The organism is Cupriavidus laharis (assembly GCF_914271435.1).
GTDB lineage: Bacteria > Pseudomonadota > Gammaproteobacteria > Burkholderiales > Burkholderiaceae > Cupriavidus > Cupriavidus laharis.
Window position 1 is genome coordinate 72,058 of the sequence record NZ_CAJZAI010000006.1, and the last position, 14,006, is coordinate 86,063.

Sequence of the window (14,006 nt, forward strand, 5' to 3'; positions counted from 1 at the left end):
AAAAGTCCAAGCGGGAATCATAGCAAGATAAAATGCCGCCCATGACGCGAAATTCCCGTAATTCCCCCGGCTCCCGCTTTCCTGGCGCGTTTGCGCCGGAACCCGACATGGACGAGCCCAAGAGCAAGTCACAGAAGAAGCGTGACATGACCGCCCTGCAGGACCTTGGCGCCGAGCTCGAAGCCCTGCCCAAGGACCGCCTCGCCCGCGTGCCGATGCCCGAGGCGCTGGCCGACGCCATCCACGAGGCGCGGCGCACCACCAGCCATGAAGGCAAGCGCCGCCAGATGCAGTTCGTGGGCAAGGTCATGCGCGGCCTGGAAGACGACGAGGTTGACGCCATCCGCCGCGCGCTCGAAGGCTTCAAGGGCACCAGCAAGGCCGAGACCGCGCGCCTGCACCTGATCGAGCGCTGGCGCGAACTGCTGCTGGCCGACGACGACGCGCTGACCCGCTTCCTGGCCGAGCACCCCGGCATCGACGTGCAGACGCTGCGCAACATCATCCGCAGCGCCCGCAAGGAAAAGGAGCTGGCCAAGCCGCCGCGCTACTTCCGCGAGCTGTTCCAGGCCATCAAGACCGCGCTGGAGGAGAAGGACAACGCGGCCGGCGAACAATCCCCGACCCCGGAGCCCGAGGCATGACGCAGACCACGCAACCGATCGCCCGCACCCACCCCGACGAACTGGTGGTGGGTTTCGTCTCCATTTCCGACCGCGCTTCGGCCGGCACCTATCAGGACGAAGGCATCCCGGCGCTGCGCGAATGGTTCGGCCGCACGCTGACCTCGCCATGGCAGGGTGTCGACAGGTTGATCCCGGATGAGCTGGCGCTGATCTCGCACACGCTGATCGAACTGGTGGACGTGGCCGGTTGCGACCTGGTCCTGACCACCGGCGGCACCGGCCCGGCGCGCCGCGATGTCACGCCCGAAGCCACGCTGGCGGTGGGTACCAAGGAGATGCCGGGCTTCGGCGAGCAGATGCGCCAGGTCAGCCTGCATTTCGTGCCGACGGCGATCCTGTCGCGCCAGGTGGCGGTGATCCGCGAAACGCCGAGCCGCGCCGCGCTGATCATCAACCTGCCCGGCCAGCCGCGCGCGATCCGCGAAACGCTGGAAGGCCTGCGCGACGATACCGGCAAGCCGGTCGTCCAGGGGATCTTTGCTGCAGTGCCCTATTGCATCGACCTGATCGGCGGCCCGTACATCGAGACCGACGAGAGCGTGGTCAAGGCCTGGCGGCCCAAGCACGCGGTCCGCAGCAAGCCCGCCGCCTGAGCGGCAGCAAAACCGGGGCTCAGCGCAGCCCCAGGAAGAGCCCCACCGGGATGAACAGCACGGCGGCGATGTTGCCCAGCAGCACGATCGACGCCACCTGGTCCGGCTCCTGCCGGAAGTGATCGGCCACCAGGAAATTCAGCACGGCCGGCGGCAGCGCGGCAAAGACGAACAGCAGCCCGCGCTGCAGCTCGGTCAACGGCACCCAGTGCGCGAGCGGCAGCGCCACGGCAATGCCCGTGAGCGGGCAAGCCGCCGCGCCCACTACTCCCATGCCCCAGTTGCGCAGGCTCACGTCCTTCATGCGCACGCCAAGTGCGAACAGCATCAGCGGCACGGTGGCATCGCCCAGCAGCTTGATGGACTGGTAGACCGGCTCCGGCAACGCGAACCACGGCTTTGCCAGCGACAGCCCGACCCCGGCCACCGTGGCCAGCACCATCGGGTTGCGCGCGATCTGCGCGATCGAGGCATGGCGGTTGACGATCTTCATGCCGATCGTGAAATGCATCAGGTTGGACGCGGCGAACAGCGCCACCGCGGGAGCCAGGCCGGCCGGCCCGAAGGCGAAGACCGACAGCGGCAGCCCCATGTTGCCGCAGTTGTTGAACATCATCGGCGGCACGAAGGTGCGCGGATCGACGCGCAGCGCGCGCGCCGCGATCCACGCCAGCACGCCCGAGCCCAGCACCACGGCAATCGCGCAGGCCAGCAGCACGAGCTGGTCGGCCAGCACGAAGTCCTTGCTGACAAAAGCCGACACCACCAGCAGCGGCGCGATCACGTCCAGCGTGGCGCGGTTGATGCCCGCCATGTCCGGTTGAGCCTTGCGCCCGTACAGCCAGCCCACCAGGATGATCAGGATGACCGGCGTGATGATGGAAACGATGCGGACGAACATGAAGCGTACGGGACAGAGGTCGGGCAGCCTGCGCGTCGCAGGCGGACGGCGTGACCGGCTGCGGGCGGGTCCGCCGGTTCTTGTTGTTTATTGCGCGGTGCTGTCGCCGGCAGGGGCAGTGGGTGCTTCGGCCGCGGCCGGCGCTGCAGGTGTGTGGCGGATGAAGTGCGTGCGGTAGTAGCGCAGTTCCTCGACCGATTCGAGGATGTCGGCCAGCGCCGTGTGCAGCTGGCGCTTGACGAAGCCCTTGTGGATGGCCGGCTCCCAGCGCTTGCACAGCTCCTTGAGCGTCGACACGTCAAGGTTGCGGTAGTGGAAGAACGATTCCAGCTTGGGCATGTAGCGCGCCATGAAACGGCGGTCCTGGCAGATCGAGTTGCCGCACATCGGCGACTTGCCGGCCGGCACCCAGCGCTTGAGGAAGGCCAGCAGCTCGGCCTCGGCCTGCTCTTCGGTCAGCGTGGAGGCCTTGACCTTGTCGATCAGGCCCGAGCGGCCGTGGGTGCCCTTGTTCCAGTTGTCCATGCCGTCGAGCACGGCGTCGGACTGGTGGATCACCAGCACGGGACCCTCGGTCAGGATGTTGAGTTCGGAATCGGTCACCACGACCGCCACCTCGATGATGCGGTCGTTTTCCGGGGACAGACCGGTCATTTCCATGTCCAACCAGACCAGGTTGTTTTCACTCTTGACGGATTTGGTGGCGGATTGGCTTGTCATCTGGAGAACTATGGACTGCGGTGTCTGACTGTGGGGAAAAGCGCTGCGGAAGGCCCGCGCGCGCGAACAATTTATAATTCTCGCATATCCGTCCGTCGTGTCCGCCGCAGCGCACCTGCGGCGTCCATGCGGAGAACCTGCGCAGCGTCGGCCACATGTGGCCGCCACTGCCTTCGCCGACAAGGCTCTTGCCGATGTTCACTTTCATATTCCTCGCCGCGCTGATGGTCATGGTGCTGACCAAGCTGTGGCTGGCCGCCCGCCAGGTCCGCTATGTAGGCCTGCACCGCAACGCCGTGCCGCCGCGCTTTGCCGACACCATCGCGCTGTCGTCACACCAGAAGGCGGCCGACTACACCATCGCCCGCACGCGCCTGTCGATGCTCGAGGTGCTGGCCGGCGCCGCGGTGCTGATCGGCTTCACCATGCTCGGCGGGCTGCAGTGGCTGAACCAGTTCTGGCTCGACATGTTCGGCCCTGGCTACGCCTACGGCGTGGCGCTGATCGCGAGCGTGGCGCTGATCGGCGGGCTGGTGGACCTGCCCTTCTCGCTGTATGGCCAGTTCGGCATCGAGGAGCGCTTCGGCTTCAACAAGATGACGCTGGGCCTGTGGCTTGCCGACATGGTCAAGATGCTGCTGGTCGCCTGCGTGCTGGGGCTGCCGCTCCTGCTGGCGGTGCTGTGGCTGATGGACCGCACCGGCAGCCTGTGGTGGGTCTGGACCTGGCTGGTGTGGATGGCCTTCAACCTGCTGCTGCTCGTGGTGTTCCCCACCTTCATCGCGCCGCTGTTCAACAAGTTCGAGCCGCTCAACGATGAGTCGCTGCGCCAGCGCATCGAGGCACTGATGAAGAAATGCGGCTTTGCCAGCAAAGGCCTGTTCGTCATGGACGGCAGCAAGCGCAGCGCGCACGGCAATGCCTACTTCACCGGCTTTGGCGCGGCCAAGCGCATCGTGTTCTTCGACACGCTGCTCGCGCGCCTGTCGGGCGACGAGATCGAGGCCGTGCTGGCCCACGAACTCGGCCACTTCAAGCGCCGCCACGTGGCCAAGCGTATCGCCGTGACGTTCGCGCTGAGCCTGGTCTTCCTGGCGCTGCTCGGCTGGCTGTCGACGCGTACGTGGTTCTACACGGGGCTGGGCGTGGTGCCGAACCTGGGCGTCTCCAACAGCGCGCTGGCGCTGGTGCTGTTCTTCCTCACGCTGCCGGTCTTCACGTTCCTGCTGGGGCCGCTGTCCAGCCAGTCGTCGCGCCGCCATGAATTCGAGGCCGATGCCTTTGCGGCCGACCAGACCAACGCGAGCCACCTGGTCTCGGCGCTGGTCAAGCTGTACAAGGACAACGCCTCCACGCTGACGCCCGACCCGCTCTACAGCGCCTTCTACTACTCGCACCCGCCCGCCGCGCAGCGGATCGACCGGCTGCTGGCGCACGCATGAGCCGCACCAGCCGACACCGCACTGCCGGCGGCAACCCCGGCACTGGCAACGCCGCCGAAGGCGCCCTGGTCATTGCCGCGCATGGCCGCCACTATGTGGTGGAACTGGCAGATGGCACGCACATGCATGCGTTCCCGCGCGGCAAGAAGAGCGACACCGCGGTGGGCGACCATGTCCGCGTGGAACGCACCGCGGTCGACCAGTGCGTGATCACCTCTGTCAGCCCGCGCAAGAACCTGCTGTACCGCTCGGACCAGTTCAAGTCCAAGCTGCTGGCCGCCAATATCGACCAGGTCATCATCGTGCTGGCGACGGAGCCCGGCTTTTCCGAGGACCTGCTCGGGCGCGCGCTGGTCTCGGCCGAGGCCATGGAGATCCGGCCACTGATCCTGCTCAACAAGACCGACCTGCCCGACCGCCTCGACGAGGCCCGTCGCCGGCTCGCGCTGTACCGGAACCTGGGCTACGACACGGTCGAGCTGTCGGTCCACGGCGACCCGGCCCATGCGTTGGCCGCGCTGCAGCCGCGCCTGGCAGGGCTTGCCAGCATCCTGATCGGCCAGTCGGGCATGGGCAAGTCGTCGCTGCTCAACCTGCTGATACCGGGCGTGGAGGCACAGACGCGCGAGATCTCGGCCAAGCTCGACTCCGGCAAGCACACCACCACCTTCACGCGGCTGTACCACCTGCCGTTCGAGTGGGGCAATGTGGACGGCCGCCAGGGCTACCTGATCGATTCGCCGGGTTTCCAGGAATTCGGCCTGCACCACCTGAGCGAAGGCATGCTGGAGCGCGCGTTCCCCGAGTTCCGGCCGCTGCTGACCGAATGCCGCTTCTACAACTGCCACCACATCAACGAGCCGGGCTGCGGCGTACTGGCCGCCGTGGAGAACGGTGGCATCGCCGGGCGCCGCCACGATCTCTACGCGCAGCTCCTGCACGAATCCAGCCAGCAAAAGCCCTGGTAGCCGTGGTAAGGTGGCTGCACCTGGATTGCCGGTGCGCTGCCGATGAAACTGCTGCTGTCCGCCACCTCGCTCGTCCATGCCGCGCATTGCCGGAACGTGCTGCGGGCTGCTGGCATCCGCGCCGAACTGCGCAATACGTGGCTCTCAGGCGCGATCGGCGAAATCCCGTTCCGCGAAAGCGCGCCGCAGGTCTGGATTCTCGATGACCACATGGAGGCGCAGGCCTGGGCCGCGCTGAAGGCAGCGGCCGAACCGCCGCCGGGACCACTCTGGCAGTGCCGCCACTGCCACGAATGGCATGAGCCGCAGTTCGGCGCCTGCTGGCGCTGCGGCAGGTCCCGCGATTAGATCAGCCCCGCCGATCAGCCCACCCACAGCGCCAGCGACAGCATCGCCAGCAGCAGCATCCAGAGCACAACGGCGCGCCAGACCAGCCCCACCGCCGATTGCAGCGTGCGGATGCCAGGCTCGGCGCCGAACTCCGGCGCCGCGGGCTCGGGGCCATTGTCGTCTTCCATGCCCGGCGCGTAGTCGATGGCCGGGCCTGCCGCCATGCTGGTGCGCAGCACCACGCTGGAGTCGTCTTCGGGCAGCGGCGTCCCGAGCCGCACGCCCAGCGCCCCGCCACCGCTTGCCAGCAGGATGCCGTTGACCGCATCGTTCCACTTGCGGGCGTGGTTGCGCCACGCGTAGACCGCATCCTCGAAGTTGCCGACGATGGCGAACCCGATCGCTGTCAGCCGCGACGGCACCCAGTCGAGCAAGTAGAACGCGCGCGCGGCGAAGCGTCCCAGCGCCGGGCTGCGCTCGGTCGACGGCAGGTTCCACTGGCGGCTCAGGAATTCGGCGGTGCGGTACAGGACCACCCCGCCCGGCCCGATCGGCACCAGGAACCAGAAGAACACGCCGAACACATGGCGGTGCACGGCCACGATCGCGGCTTCGAGCGTGTGGCGCACGATTTCCGTCACCGGCATCTCGATGGTGTCGATGCCGGTCCATTCGTGCAGCAGCGCGCGTGCCGCGAGCAGGTCATCGCGGTTCAGCGCCTCGTGGATGTCGGTGAAATAGTGGCTGAACTGGCGGAAGCCCAGCGTCATGTACAGCACCAGCACATTCCACGCGAGCGTAAGCGCGATGCTGATCGAAGCCAGCAGGTAGTGCACGACCATCACGGCAAGCGTGAGCGGCAACACCACGGTGAGCCAGGCCAGCGCCGCATCGCGCGGGCGGCCGGTGTCGAACGCGTGCTCGGCACGGTCGCCGAGCGCGCGCACGATCTCATGGATCGGGTTGTTGCGACCCAGGGCGCGGAACTGCTCTGCGATCAGCGCCAGGAGAACGGATACGAAGGTCATCTCGGTACTGGGTGACGGGCCCGGTGTCAGCCAGGCCGGATAACAAGGGGGGCGGCAACCTGCCGGCGATGTGCCGGGCCGGTCGCAAATGCATAGCGAGAAGATAGCACAGCGGTACATGCCCGACGACCGTACCGCCGCAAAAGACGGACAGCCCGCCGGCGCAGGCCGGCGGGCTGTCATGGGGTGACGACGAGAGTGACGACGCGGCGACTGCATGCGCCGCGCCGGCGAGGCCCTTCGGTCAGGGCAGGTCGAACACCAGCACTTCGGCGCCTTCGCCCTGCGTCAGCGCCACGGCATCCTCGGACTCCAGCTTGGCCGCATCACCGGCCTCGAGCGGCTGGCCGTTGACGACGACCCTGCCACGCGCCACATACACGTACGCGCGGCGTCCGGGCGCCAGCGCCAGCGTGGCGGACTCATCACCGTCGAACAAACCCGCATAGAGGCGAACGTCCTGGTGCACGAGCACTGAGCCGTCGGCGCCATCGGCACTGGCAACAAGGCGCAGCTGGCCGCGCTTGTCCGCCGCGTCGAAGCGCTTTTCCTCGTAGCCCGGCTCGATGCCGGTCTGGTTCGGCATGATCCAGATCTGCAGGAAGTGCGTGGTGTCGTGGGCGGCATGGTTGTACTCCGAATGCCGCACGCCGGTGCCGGCACTCATGCGCTGCACGTCACCCGGGCGGATCACGCTGCCGTTGCCCATGCTGTCCTTGTGCGCCAGCTCGCCTTCCAGCACATAGCTGATGATCTCCATGTCACGATGGCCGTGGGTGCCAAAGCCCATGCCCGGCGCGACGCGGTCCTCATTGATCACGCGCAGCGGGCCGAACTGGATGTGCTGTGGATCGTAGTAGTCGGCGAAGGAGAACGAGTGATACGACCTCAGCCAGCCATGATCCGCGTAGCCGCGCTCTTCAGACCTTCTGATTTCAATCATTTTGATGGCCCTCCTTGTGGCCCTGGCTTGCCGTTCCTTGCTGCATGGCGCTGCAGGGTATGGCGTTTGCTTACGATGCTAGGAAGTTTAAGCCTGGTGGCGTATATTGGACGGCATCGCCTTAGAAGCAATCGTTCAGAATTTCTGAATATGCCACTCTCCCTCGAATCCCTCGAAGTCCTGGACGCCATCGAGCGCAAAGGCAGCTTTGCCGCCGCCGCCCACGAGATGGGCAAGGTGCCCTCCGCGCTGACCTACGTGGTGCGCAAGCTTGAAGAAGACCTGGACGTGCTGCTGTTCGACCGCCGCCGCCACCGCGCCGAACTGACGCCGGCCGGGCGCGCACTGCTGGACGAAGGTCGTCACCTGCTGCACGCGGCGGATGACCTGGCGCGCCGCGTCAAGCGGCTGGCCACTGGCTGGGAAGCCACGCTGACCATCGTGGTCGATGACCTGATCAATTTCCGCGCGCTGCTGCCCGTCATCCAGGACTTCTACGCCGAGAACACGGCCACGCGGCTGCGCTTTGCCAAGGAAGTGCTCGGCGGTGCCTGGGATGCGCTGGTCAGCAACCGCGCCGACCTGGTGATCGGCGGCGCCTATGACGCCCCCAGCACGCAGGGCTTCCAGATCCGGCCACTGGGCAGCATGCCCTTCGTGTTTGCCGTGGCCGCGCACCATCCGCTCGCGACCGAGGAAGGGCCGCTGACAACGATCCAGATCGCCAGGCACCGGATCGTGGCCGTGGGCGACACCTCGCGCAACCTGCCGGCGCGTACGCACGGCGTGCTGGCCGGACAGGACGTGCTGGTCGTGCCGACCATGCGCGACAAGCTCGAGGCACAGATCCGCGGCCTCGGCTGCGGCTGGCTGCCGGCGCCGATGGCGCAGCCGCACATCGAAAGCGGTGTATTGCAGGCGCGCGAGACCATCGAGGTGCGCGCGCCCGGCAACTTCAAGGTGGCCTGGCGCACCAGCAACCGCGGCAAGGCGCTGCAATGGTGGGCCGGCAAGCTCGAAGACCCGCGGCTGGCGCAGGCGCTGCTGCAGCAGCAACCCGATCAGGGCGGCTGAAGCTGAGGCGGAGATACGCGCATGGCAGTACCCGCCAGCGGCTATCGCGGCCGCTTCGCCCCCTCGCCCACCGGCCCGCTGCACATGGGTTCGCTGGTGACCGCGCTGGCCAGCTGGCTGGACGCGCGCGCGCATGGCGGCCGGTGGCTGGTACGGATCGAGGACATCGACTATCCGCGCTGCATGCGCGGCGCCGACACCGACATCCTGCAAACGCTGGAACGGCTGGGCCTGGTGCCGGACGAGCCGCCGGTCTGGCAGAGCCGTCGCGAGGCGCTGTACGCCGACGCGCTGCACCGCCTGGATGCCGCCGGGCAGCTCTACCCGTGCGGCTGCTCGCGCAAGGAGATCGCAGATTCGTTGCTGCATGTGCGCGAACGGCACCAGACGCTGGGCTATCCGGGCACCTGCCGCAACGGGCTCAACGGCAAGCTGCCGCGCGCCTGGCGCGTGCGCGTGCCGGACGGCCCGGCGGCCACCATCTGCTTCGACGACCGCTGGCAGAGGCGGCAATGCCAGGACCTGGAAACCGAGGTGGGCGACTTCGTGCTGCGCCGCGCCGACGGGCTATGGGCCTACCAGTTGGCGGTGGTGGTTGACGACGGCCTGCAGGGCATCACACATATTGTGCGCGGCGCCGACCTGCTCGACTCCACGCCGCGCCAGATTCACCTGCAGCATCTGCTCGGCCTGCCGACGCCCGCCTACCTGCATGTGCCCGTGGTGGTCAACGCTGTCGGGGAAAAGCTGAGCAAGCAGAGCGGCGCGCAGGCCATCGACACGAGCGCACCGCTCGACGCCCTGCGCGTGGCCGGCGAGCATCTCGGGCTGCGGAATGAGGGGAAGGACGTGGAGGATTGGCTCGAACGAGCCACCGCGGACTGGCTGCAGCGCCTGGCGACGCTGCCAGCCGTGGCCGGGCACTGACGGGCAGCGCCGGCCTCGCGGCAAAGCGGATCAGGACTTGCGCGGCGCGCCACCCAGCAGGGCGGCGACGGGGCGCTTGGGCGCCTGGCGGCCACGCGACAGCGCCGCCGCAATCATCTCCTCGGCAGGCTTGGCCGGGGCGCTGTTCGGGCTCGGCTCGTAAGGACGCGAGAAGAACGGGTCATCCGACGGCCGGAACGCGGTGCGGCCACCGCCGTGATCATGGCGGCGACGGCGGTCATCTCCTTCGCCATCACCATTGCCGCGCGCACGGCGCACGTCCGCGCGCTGGCGGCGGCGGTCGGACTCTTCCTGGCGGGCCTTTTCGCCGGTGGGATCGAAACCTTCCAGCGTGCCGCGCGGGACGCTGCGCTTGATCAGTTTCTCGATATCGGCCAGCAGGCGCTCGTCGCCCGGCACGAAGATCGACAGCGCGTCGCCGCTGGCACCGGCGCGGCCAGTACGGCCAATGCGGTGCACATAGTCTTCGGCACTGAACGGCAGGTCGAAGTTGATCACGCACGGCATGTCGGCAATATCCAGGCCGCGTGCCGCCACGTCGGTGGCCACCAGCGCGTCGATGGTGCCGTTCTTGAAGCCTTCCAGCGTCTGCATGCGCTCGGTCTGGGTCTTGTCGCCGTGGATCGCTGCGGCGTTGATGCCCTCGCGCTCCAGATGGCGCGCCAGGCGCGAGCAGCCGATCTTGCTGTTGACGAACACGATGCACTGGCGCGACAGGCCCTGCGCGGCGCGCTGGCGCAGCAGGTGCACCACGGCGGTCTGCTTCTGGCCGTCTTCCACCTGGTACACCATCTGGCGCACGTTCTCGTTGGTAGAGTTGCTGCGTGCCACTTCGATGGTGACCGGCTGCTTCAGGTAGCTCGCGGCCAGGCGCTTGATCTCGGGCGAGAACGTCGCCGAGAACAGCAGCGTCTGCCGCTGCGCCGGCAGCAGGTTGATGATGCGCTGCAGGTCGGGCAGGAAGCCCATGTCGAGCATGCGGTCGGCTTCGTCCAGCACCAGCATCTGCACCTGCGACAGGTTCACCGACTTCTGCTGCACGTGGTCCAGCAGGCGGCCCGGCGTGGCCACCAGGATTTCCACGCCGCGGCGCAGGGCGTCGGTCTGCGGGTTCATGTCCACGCCGCCGAACACCACGGTGCTGCGCAGGTCGGTGTGCTTGGCGTAGCGCGCGACGTTGTCATAGACCTGGTCGGCCAGCTCGCGCGTGGGCGTGAGCATCAGCGCACGCACGGGGTGGCGTGCCGGCGAGGCACTCGCGTTGGCCATGGGCAGCAGGCGCTGGATGATCGGCAGCGCAAAGCCGGCAGTCTTGCCGGTGCCGGTCTGGGCCGCGCCCATCACGTCCTTGCCGAGCAGTACCACGGGGATGGCCTGCGCCTGGATCGGCGTCGGCTTGGTATAGCCTTGCTCGGACAGGGCGCGCAGGATGCGCGCGTCCAGGCCAAAGCTCTCGAACGTCTGCTCGGCTGCGTTCTGGTCAGGTAGGGTCGTAGTCGTCATGGTATCGGGGTGTGGCGGGAGGCGAACCCGGCACAAACGGATACGCGTCTGGAACTCATCTCGCCTTGCTGGAGGCCGGATCCGGGGTGGATCCTGGCGCGGCTATGCCGTCAACGGCATTTGCCCAAGCGAATCAAAGACTTACATTTTAGCACCTCTGCCGCCGCACTGAACAGGTGGGCAACGCGGCACTGCGTGCGCAGCAGATTTCGCGAACCAGTATGGGCATCACGAATTTCAACAACGTGTCACATGGCGCTGCGATCATGCTCGCCAATCCGCCGGCGATGGCAGCCGGCCCACCGCAGAATACGACAAGAGCATCGACATGGATCTGGACTTCCTTCGCCAGGCGCGTAACCGCTTCCTGCAGACTTCCACCGTTTTCCTGGGACTGCCGGGCGGGCCGGGCCCGGCCGTGCCGTCCGGCTGCCCCGCTGGCCAGCCAGACAGCTCCGGCCCGCAGCTGCCGGCGTGGCCGTTTGCACAGCACAGCCTGCCGACAGTTGCCTGACAATTCTGGCACGCTCAGAGGCGCATCGGCCCGGCGCGACAGGGTCTGCCCGGAGGCAAGTTGCCTGCCCCCTCCTCCGCTACCGGTCAGCTGAGCAGCCGGTACGCCAGCCGCGCGGCAACGCGCGCACCGCAACCGTCGCGATCATAGGCGGGGTTGAACTCGGCCAGGTCGGCCACGCGCAGCTTGCCGCTGGCCTTGACCACTTCCACCACGGCCTCGACCACCGTTAGTGGCACGCCATAGGCGGCGGGCGCCGACACCGCAGGCATCACCGCCGCGGGCAATACATCGAGATCGATGCTCAGGTACACATGCGCGGCTTCGTCGATCCAGCCCTGCAATTCGGCAAGGCGCGCCTCGAGATGGCGCTCCTGCATCAGCACGTCTTCGACGCAGCGCACATTCAGTTGCCGGGCGCGCGCGAACAGTGCTGCTGTATTGCCGAGGCGGCTGACGCCAAGACAGGCGTAGTCGAAGCGCAGGCCGCGTTCACGGCAGTCGGCGGCGATCTGGTCGAACGGCGTACCGGAACTGGCCGGACGGCTCGTTCGCAGGTCGAAATGCGCGTCAAGGTTGATCACCAGCACGCGGCCATGGTCATCACGCGCGTCCAAGTGCGCACGCAGGCCTTGCCACGTGCCCCACGCCACTTCGTGGCCGCCGCCCAGCACCAGCGGACGGGCGCCCGCCGCCAACTCCGAGGCGACCGCCTGTCCCAGCGCCTGCTGGGCGGCTTCGAGTTGATCGCCTTCACAAGGGATGTCGCCGGCATCGTACAGCGCCTGTACGTCGTGGGCCGGCACGCCCGCCAGCGCGCGCCGGATCTCCTGCGGACCGGCTGCCGCGCCCGGGCGCCCCTGGTTGCGCAGCACGCCGGCATCGCAGCAGAAGCCGATCAGCACCGGCGCGCCGGGCTCGCGGCGCACGTCCCCGCGCACTACATTGAACAGGCGCCGAGTGTCGCCGGCTTCGTCATGATCGACGCGCCCGCGCCAGACGGCTTGCACGGGCTGGCCGTCACGCACTACTGCAGCATTCATTTCAGGCGCCGTCCCAGCGTCTCGGGCACCAGCGCGAGACCGATCAGCGACACCAGCCCGCAGCCGATCACGTAGAGCGCCGGGGCATTGGCGTCACCGGTGATCTGGATCAGGCGGGTCGAGAAGTACTGCGCAAAGCCACCGAAGATGGCAATCGCCACGCAGTATGCAATCGACAGGCCAGTGGCGCGCAGCCGCAGCGGCAGCACTTCGCTGACCAGCACCATCGAGGCCGGCGCGGTCATCGACATCGGCACCGACAGGCAGGCCACCACCACCAGCAACCGGGCCAGCGAAGGCTCGGCGTTGATCAGCACGAACGCCGGGTAGACCATCACCAGCAGGGCCACGCGCGACCACAGCACCACCGTCTTGCGGCCGATGCGGTCGGCCAGCCGGCCGGCGAACGGCGACAGCACCACCTGCACCAGCGCCGCAATGCATCCGGCCCAGATGCTCAGCGACAGTGGCATCTTCAGCACGCTCACGGCGTAGTTGCTGAGGTAGTAGACGACGATATAGGTCGACGAGGCCAGGCCAATCATCAGCAGGATGCTGGCGAGCACCTCGCGTGCATGCCGGCGCAGCAGCGGCCATTGCGCGGCGTGCTGGCCGTGATGCACGGGCTCGGCGGTCTCTTCCAGCCGGCGGCGGATCACCAGGCCGACCGGAATGACGAGAATGCCGATCAGGAAGGCCAGGCGCCAGCCCCATGCTTCCAGTTCGGCTGGCGCCAGCACGTTGCTGAGCACCAGGCCGGTCACCGCGCCCAGCAGTGCCGCCAGGCCCTGGCTGAACGGCTGCCACGCGGTGTAGAAGCCGCGCGTGCGGTCATCCGCATATTCGAGCAGCAGCGCGGTGGACGCGCCCATTTCGCCGCCGATGGCAAAGCCCTGCACCAGCCGGGCCACCACCACCATCACCGGCGCAAGAATGCCGATCTGCGCGTACGGCGGCGTCACCACGAAGATCAGCGAGCTCAGGCCCATCAGCCACAGCGTCAGCGCCACGGCCGGCTTGCGGCCTGCGCGGTCCGCGTACATGCCGATCAGCAGGCCGCCGAGCGGGCGCATCAGGAAGCCGACGCCGAAGGTGGCGAACGACATCAGCAACTGGCCGGTCGGGTTGTCGACGGGGAAATACAGCCGGCCGATCAGCGTCGCAAAGAAGCTGTAGACCACGAAATCGTAGAACTCCAGGCCGTTGCCGATGGTGATCGCGGCAATGGCGCGCGCGCGTGACAGCTGCGGCTGCGGCGCCGCGACCGCCACGCCGGCGGTGGTGTCGATGGACATGGGTGTCTCCGTGAATGG

16 protein-coding genes are annotated in these 14,006 nt (G+C 67.6%); 8 read left to right on the plus strand and 8 right to left on the minus strand.

The annotated features are described in order from the left end of the window. Positions 1–41: 41 nt before the first annotated feature. Positions 42–644 carry a ribosome biogenesis factor YjgA gene (gene yjgA, locus LDO29_RS14060; protein WP_290369573.1) on the plus strand — a complete coding sequence of 201 codons (603 nt, stop codon included), beginning with the start codon at positions 42–44 and terminating at the stop codon, positions 642–644. Next, complete coding sequence (gene mog / locus LDO29_RS14065) at positions 641–1,279, plus strand: molybdopterin adenylyltransferase (RefSeq protein ID WP_224080402.1); 639 nt, start codon at positions 641–643, stop codon at positions 1,277–1,279. Before yjgA ends, mog begins: the two co-directional genes overlap by 4 nt. A 19-nt stretch (positions 1,280–1,298) precedes the next feature. On the opposite strand, the gene LDO29_RS14070 is transcribed toward mog, so the two are convergent. The 3 genes from LDO29_RS14070 to LDO29_RS14080 form a co-directional block, all read right to left on the minus strand. Continuing rightward, positions 1,299–2,180 carry an AEC family transporter gene (locus LDO29_RS14070; protein ID WP_224080403.1) on the minus strand — a complete coding sequence of 294 codons (882 nt, stop codon included), beginning with the start codon at positions 2,178–2,180 and terminating at the stop codon, positions 1,299–1,301. 87 nt (positions 2,181–2,267) lie between these two features. Beyond that, the gene (gene orn, locus LDO29_RS14075; protein WP_224080404.1) at positions 2,268–2,900 is read right to left on the minus strand and encodes an oligoribonuclease; all 633 of its coding nucleotides are present in this window, start codon (positions 2,898–2,900) and stop codon (positions 2,268–2,270) included. Next, positions 2,863–3,108 carry a hypothetical protein gene (locus LDO29_RS14080; protein ID WP_224080405.1) on the minus strand — a complete coding sequence of 82 codons (246 nt, stop codon included), beginning with the start codon at positions 3,106–3,108 and terminating at the stop codon, positions 2,863–2,865. The genes orn and LDO29_RS14080 overlap by 38 nt, the downstream gene beginning before the upstream one ends. On the opposite strand from LDO29_RS14080, the gene LDO29_RS14085 reads away from it, so the two are divergent. From LDO29_RS14085 to LDO29_RS14095, 3 genes are read left to right on the plus strand one after another with little or no spacing between them, the layout of a single operon-like run. Beyond that, the gene (locus tag LDO29_RS14085) at positions 3,095–4,342 is read left to right on the plus strand and encodes a M48 family metallopeptidase (protein ID WP_224080406.1); all 1,248 of its coding nucleotides are present in this window, start codon (positions 3,095–3,097) and stop codon (positions 4,340–4,342) included. The genes LDO29_RS14080 and LDO29_RS14085 overlap by 14 nt on opposite strands. After that, entirely contained in the window at positions 4,339–5,310 is a 972-nt protein-coding gene (gene rsgA, locus LDO29_RS14090; protein WP_224080407.1) for a ribosome small subunit-dependent GTPase A, read from the plus strand. Before LDO29_RS14085 ends, rsgA begins: the two co-directional genes overlap by 4 nt. 42 nt (positions 5,311–5,352) lie before the next feature. After that, positions 5,353–5,658, plus strand: coding sequence for a putative signal transducing protein (locus LDO29_RS14095; protein WP_224080408.1), 306 nt, complete (start codon positions 5,353–5,355; stop codon positions 5,656–5,658). A 14-nt stretch (positions 5,659–5,672) separates the two neighbouring features. Here the strand turns inward: LDO29_RS14095 and LDO29_RS14100 are convergent, their stop codons facing one another. Continuing rightward, complete coding sequence (locus LDO29_RS14100; RefSeq protein WP_224080409.1) at positions 5,673–6,668, minus strand: CobD/CbiB family protein; 996 nt, start codon at positions 6,666–6,668, stop codon at positions 5,673–5,675. Positions 6,669–6,912: 244 nt separating this feature from the next. Further along, complete coding sequence (locus LDO29_RS14105; RefSeq protein WP_224080410.1) at positions 6,913–7,611, minus strand: pirin family protein; 699 nt, start codon at positions 7,609–7,611, stop codon at positions 6,913–6,915. A gap of 150 nt (positions 7,612–7,761) precedes the next feature. On the opposite strand from LDO29_RS14105, the gene LDO29_RS14110 reads away from it, so the two are divergent. Both LDO29_RS14110 and gluQRS read left to right on the plus strand, forming a co-directional pair. After that, on the plus strand, positions 7,762–8,685 hold the full coding sequence (locus LDO29_RS14110; RefSeq protein WP_224080411.1) for a LysR family transcriptional regulator: 924 nt from the start codon (positions 7,762–7,764) through the stop codon (positions 8,683–8,685). A gap of 21 nt (positions 8,686–8,706) precedes the next feature. Further along, positions 8,707–9,612 carry a tRNA glutamyl-Q(34) synthetase GluQRS gene (gene gluQRS, locus LDO29_RS14115; RefSeq protein ID WP_224080412.1) on the plus strand — a complete coding sequence of 302 codons (906 nt, stop codon included), beginning with the start codon at positions 8,707–8,709 and terminating at the stop codon, positions 9,610–9,612. A gap of 30 nt (positions 9,613–9,642) precedes the next feature. Here the strand turns inward: gluQRS and LDO29_RS14120 are convergent, their stop codons facing one another. Continuing rightward, a complete protein-coding gene (locus tag LDO29_RS14120) occupies positions 9,643–11,136 on the minus strand; it encodes a DEAD/DEAH box helicase (RefSeq protein ID WP_224080413.1) in 1,494 nt (497 codons plus the stop codon). 328 nt (positions 11,137–11,464) lie between these two features. On the opposite strand from LDO29_RS14120, the gene LDO29_RS14125 reads away from it, so the two are divergent. Beyond that, on the plus strand, positions 11,465–11,650 hold the full coding sequence (locus LDO29_RS14125; RefSeq protein WP_224080414.1) for a hypothetical protein: 186 nt from the start codon (positions 11,465–11,467) through the stop codon (positions 11,648–11,650). An 86-nt stretch (positions 11,651–11,736) separates the two neighbouring features. Here LDO29_RS14125 and hutG read toward each other — a convergent pair whose 3' ends face one another. Further along, entirely contained in the window at positions 11,737–12,693 is a 957-nt protein-coding gene (gene hutG, locus LDO29_RS14130) for a formimidoylglutamase (RefSeq protein ID WP_224080415.1), read from the minus strand. Then, positions 12,690–13,988, minus strand: a complete 1,299-nt coding sequence (locus tag LDO29_RS14135) for an MFS transporter (RefSeq protein ID WP_224080416.1) — start codon at positions 13,986–13,988, stop codon at positions 12,690–12,692. The genes hutG and LDO29_RS14135 overlap by 4 nt, the downstream gene beginning before the upstream one ends. Between the last annotated feature and the right edge of the window lie 18 nt (positions 13,989–14,006).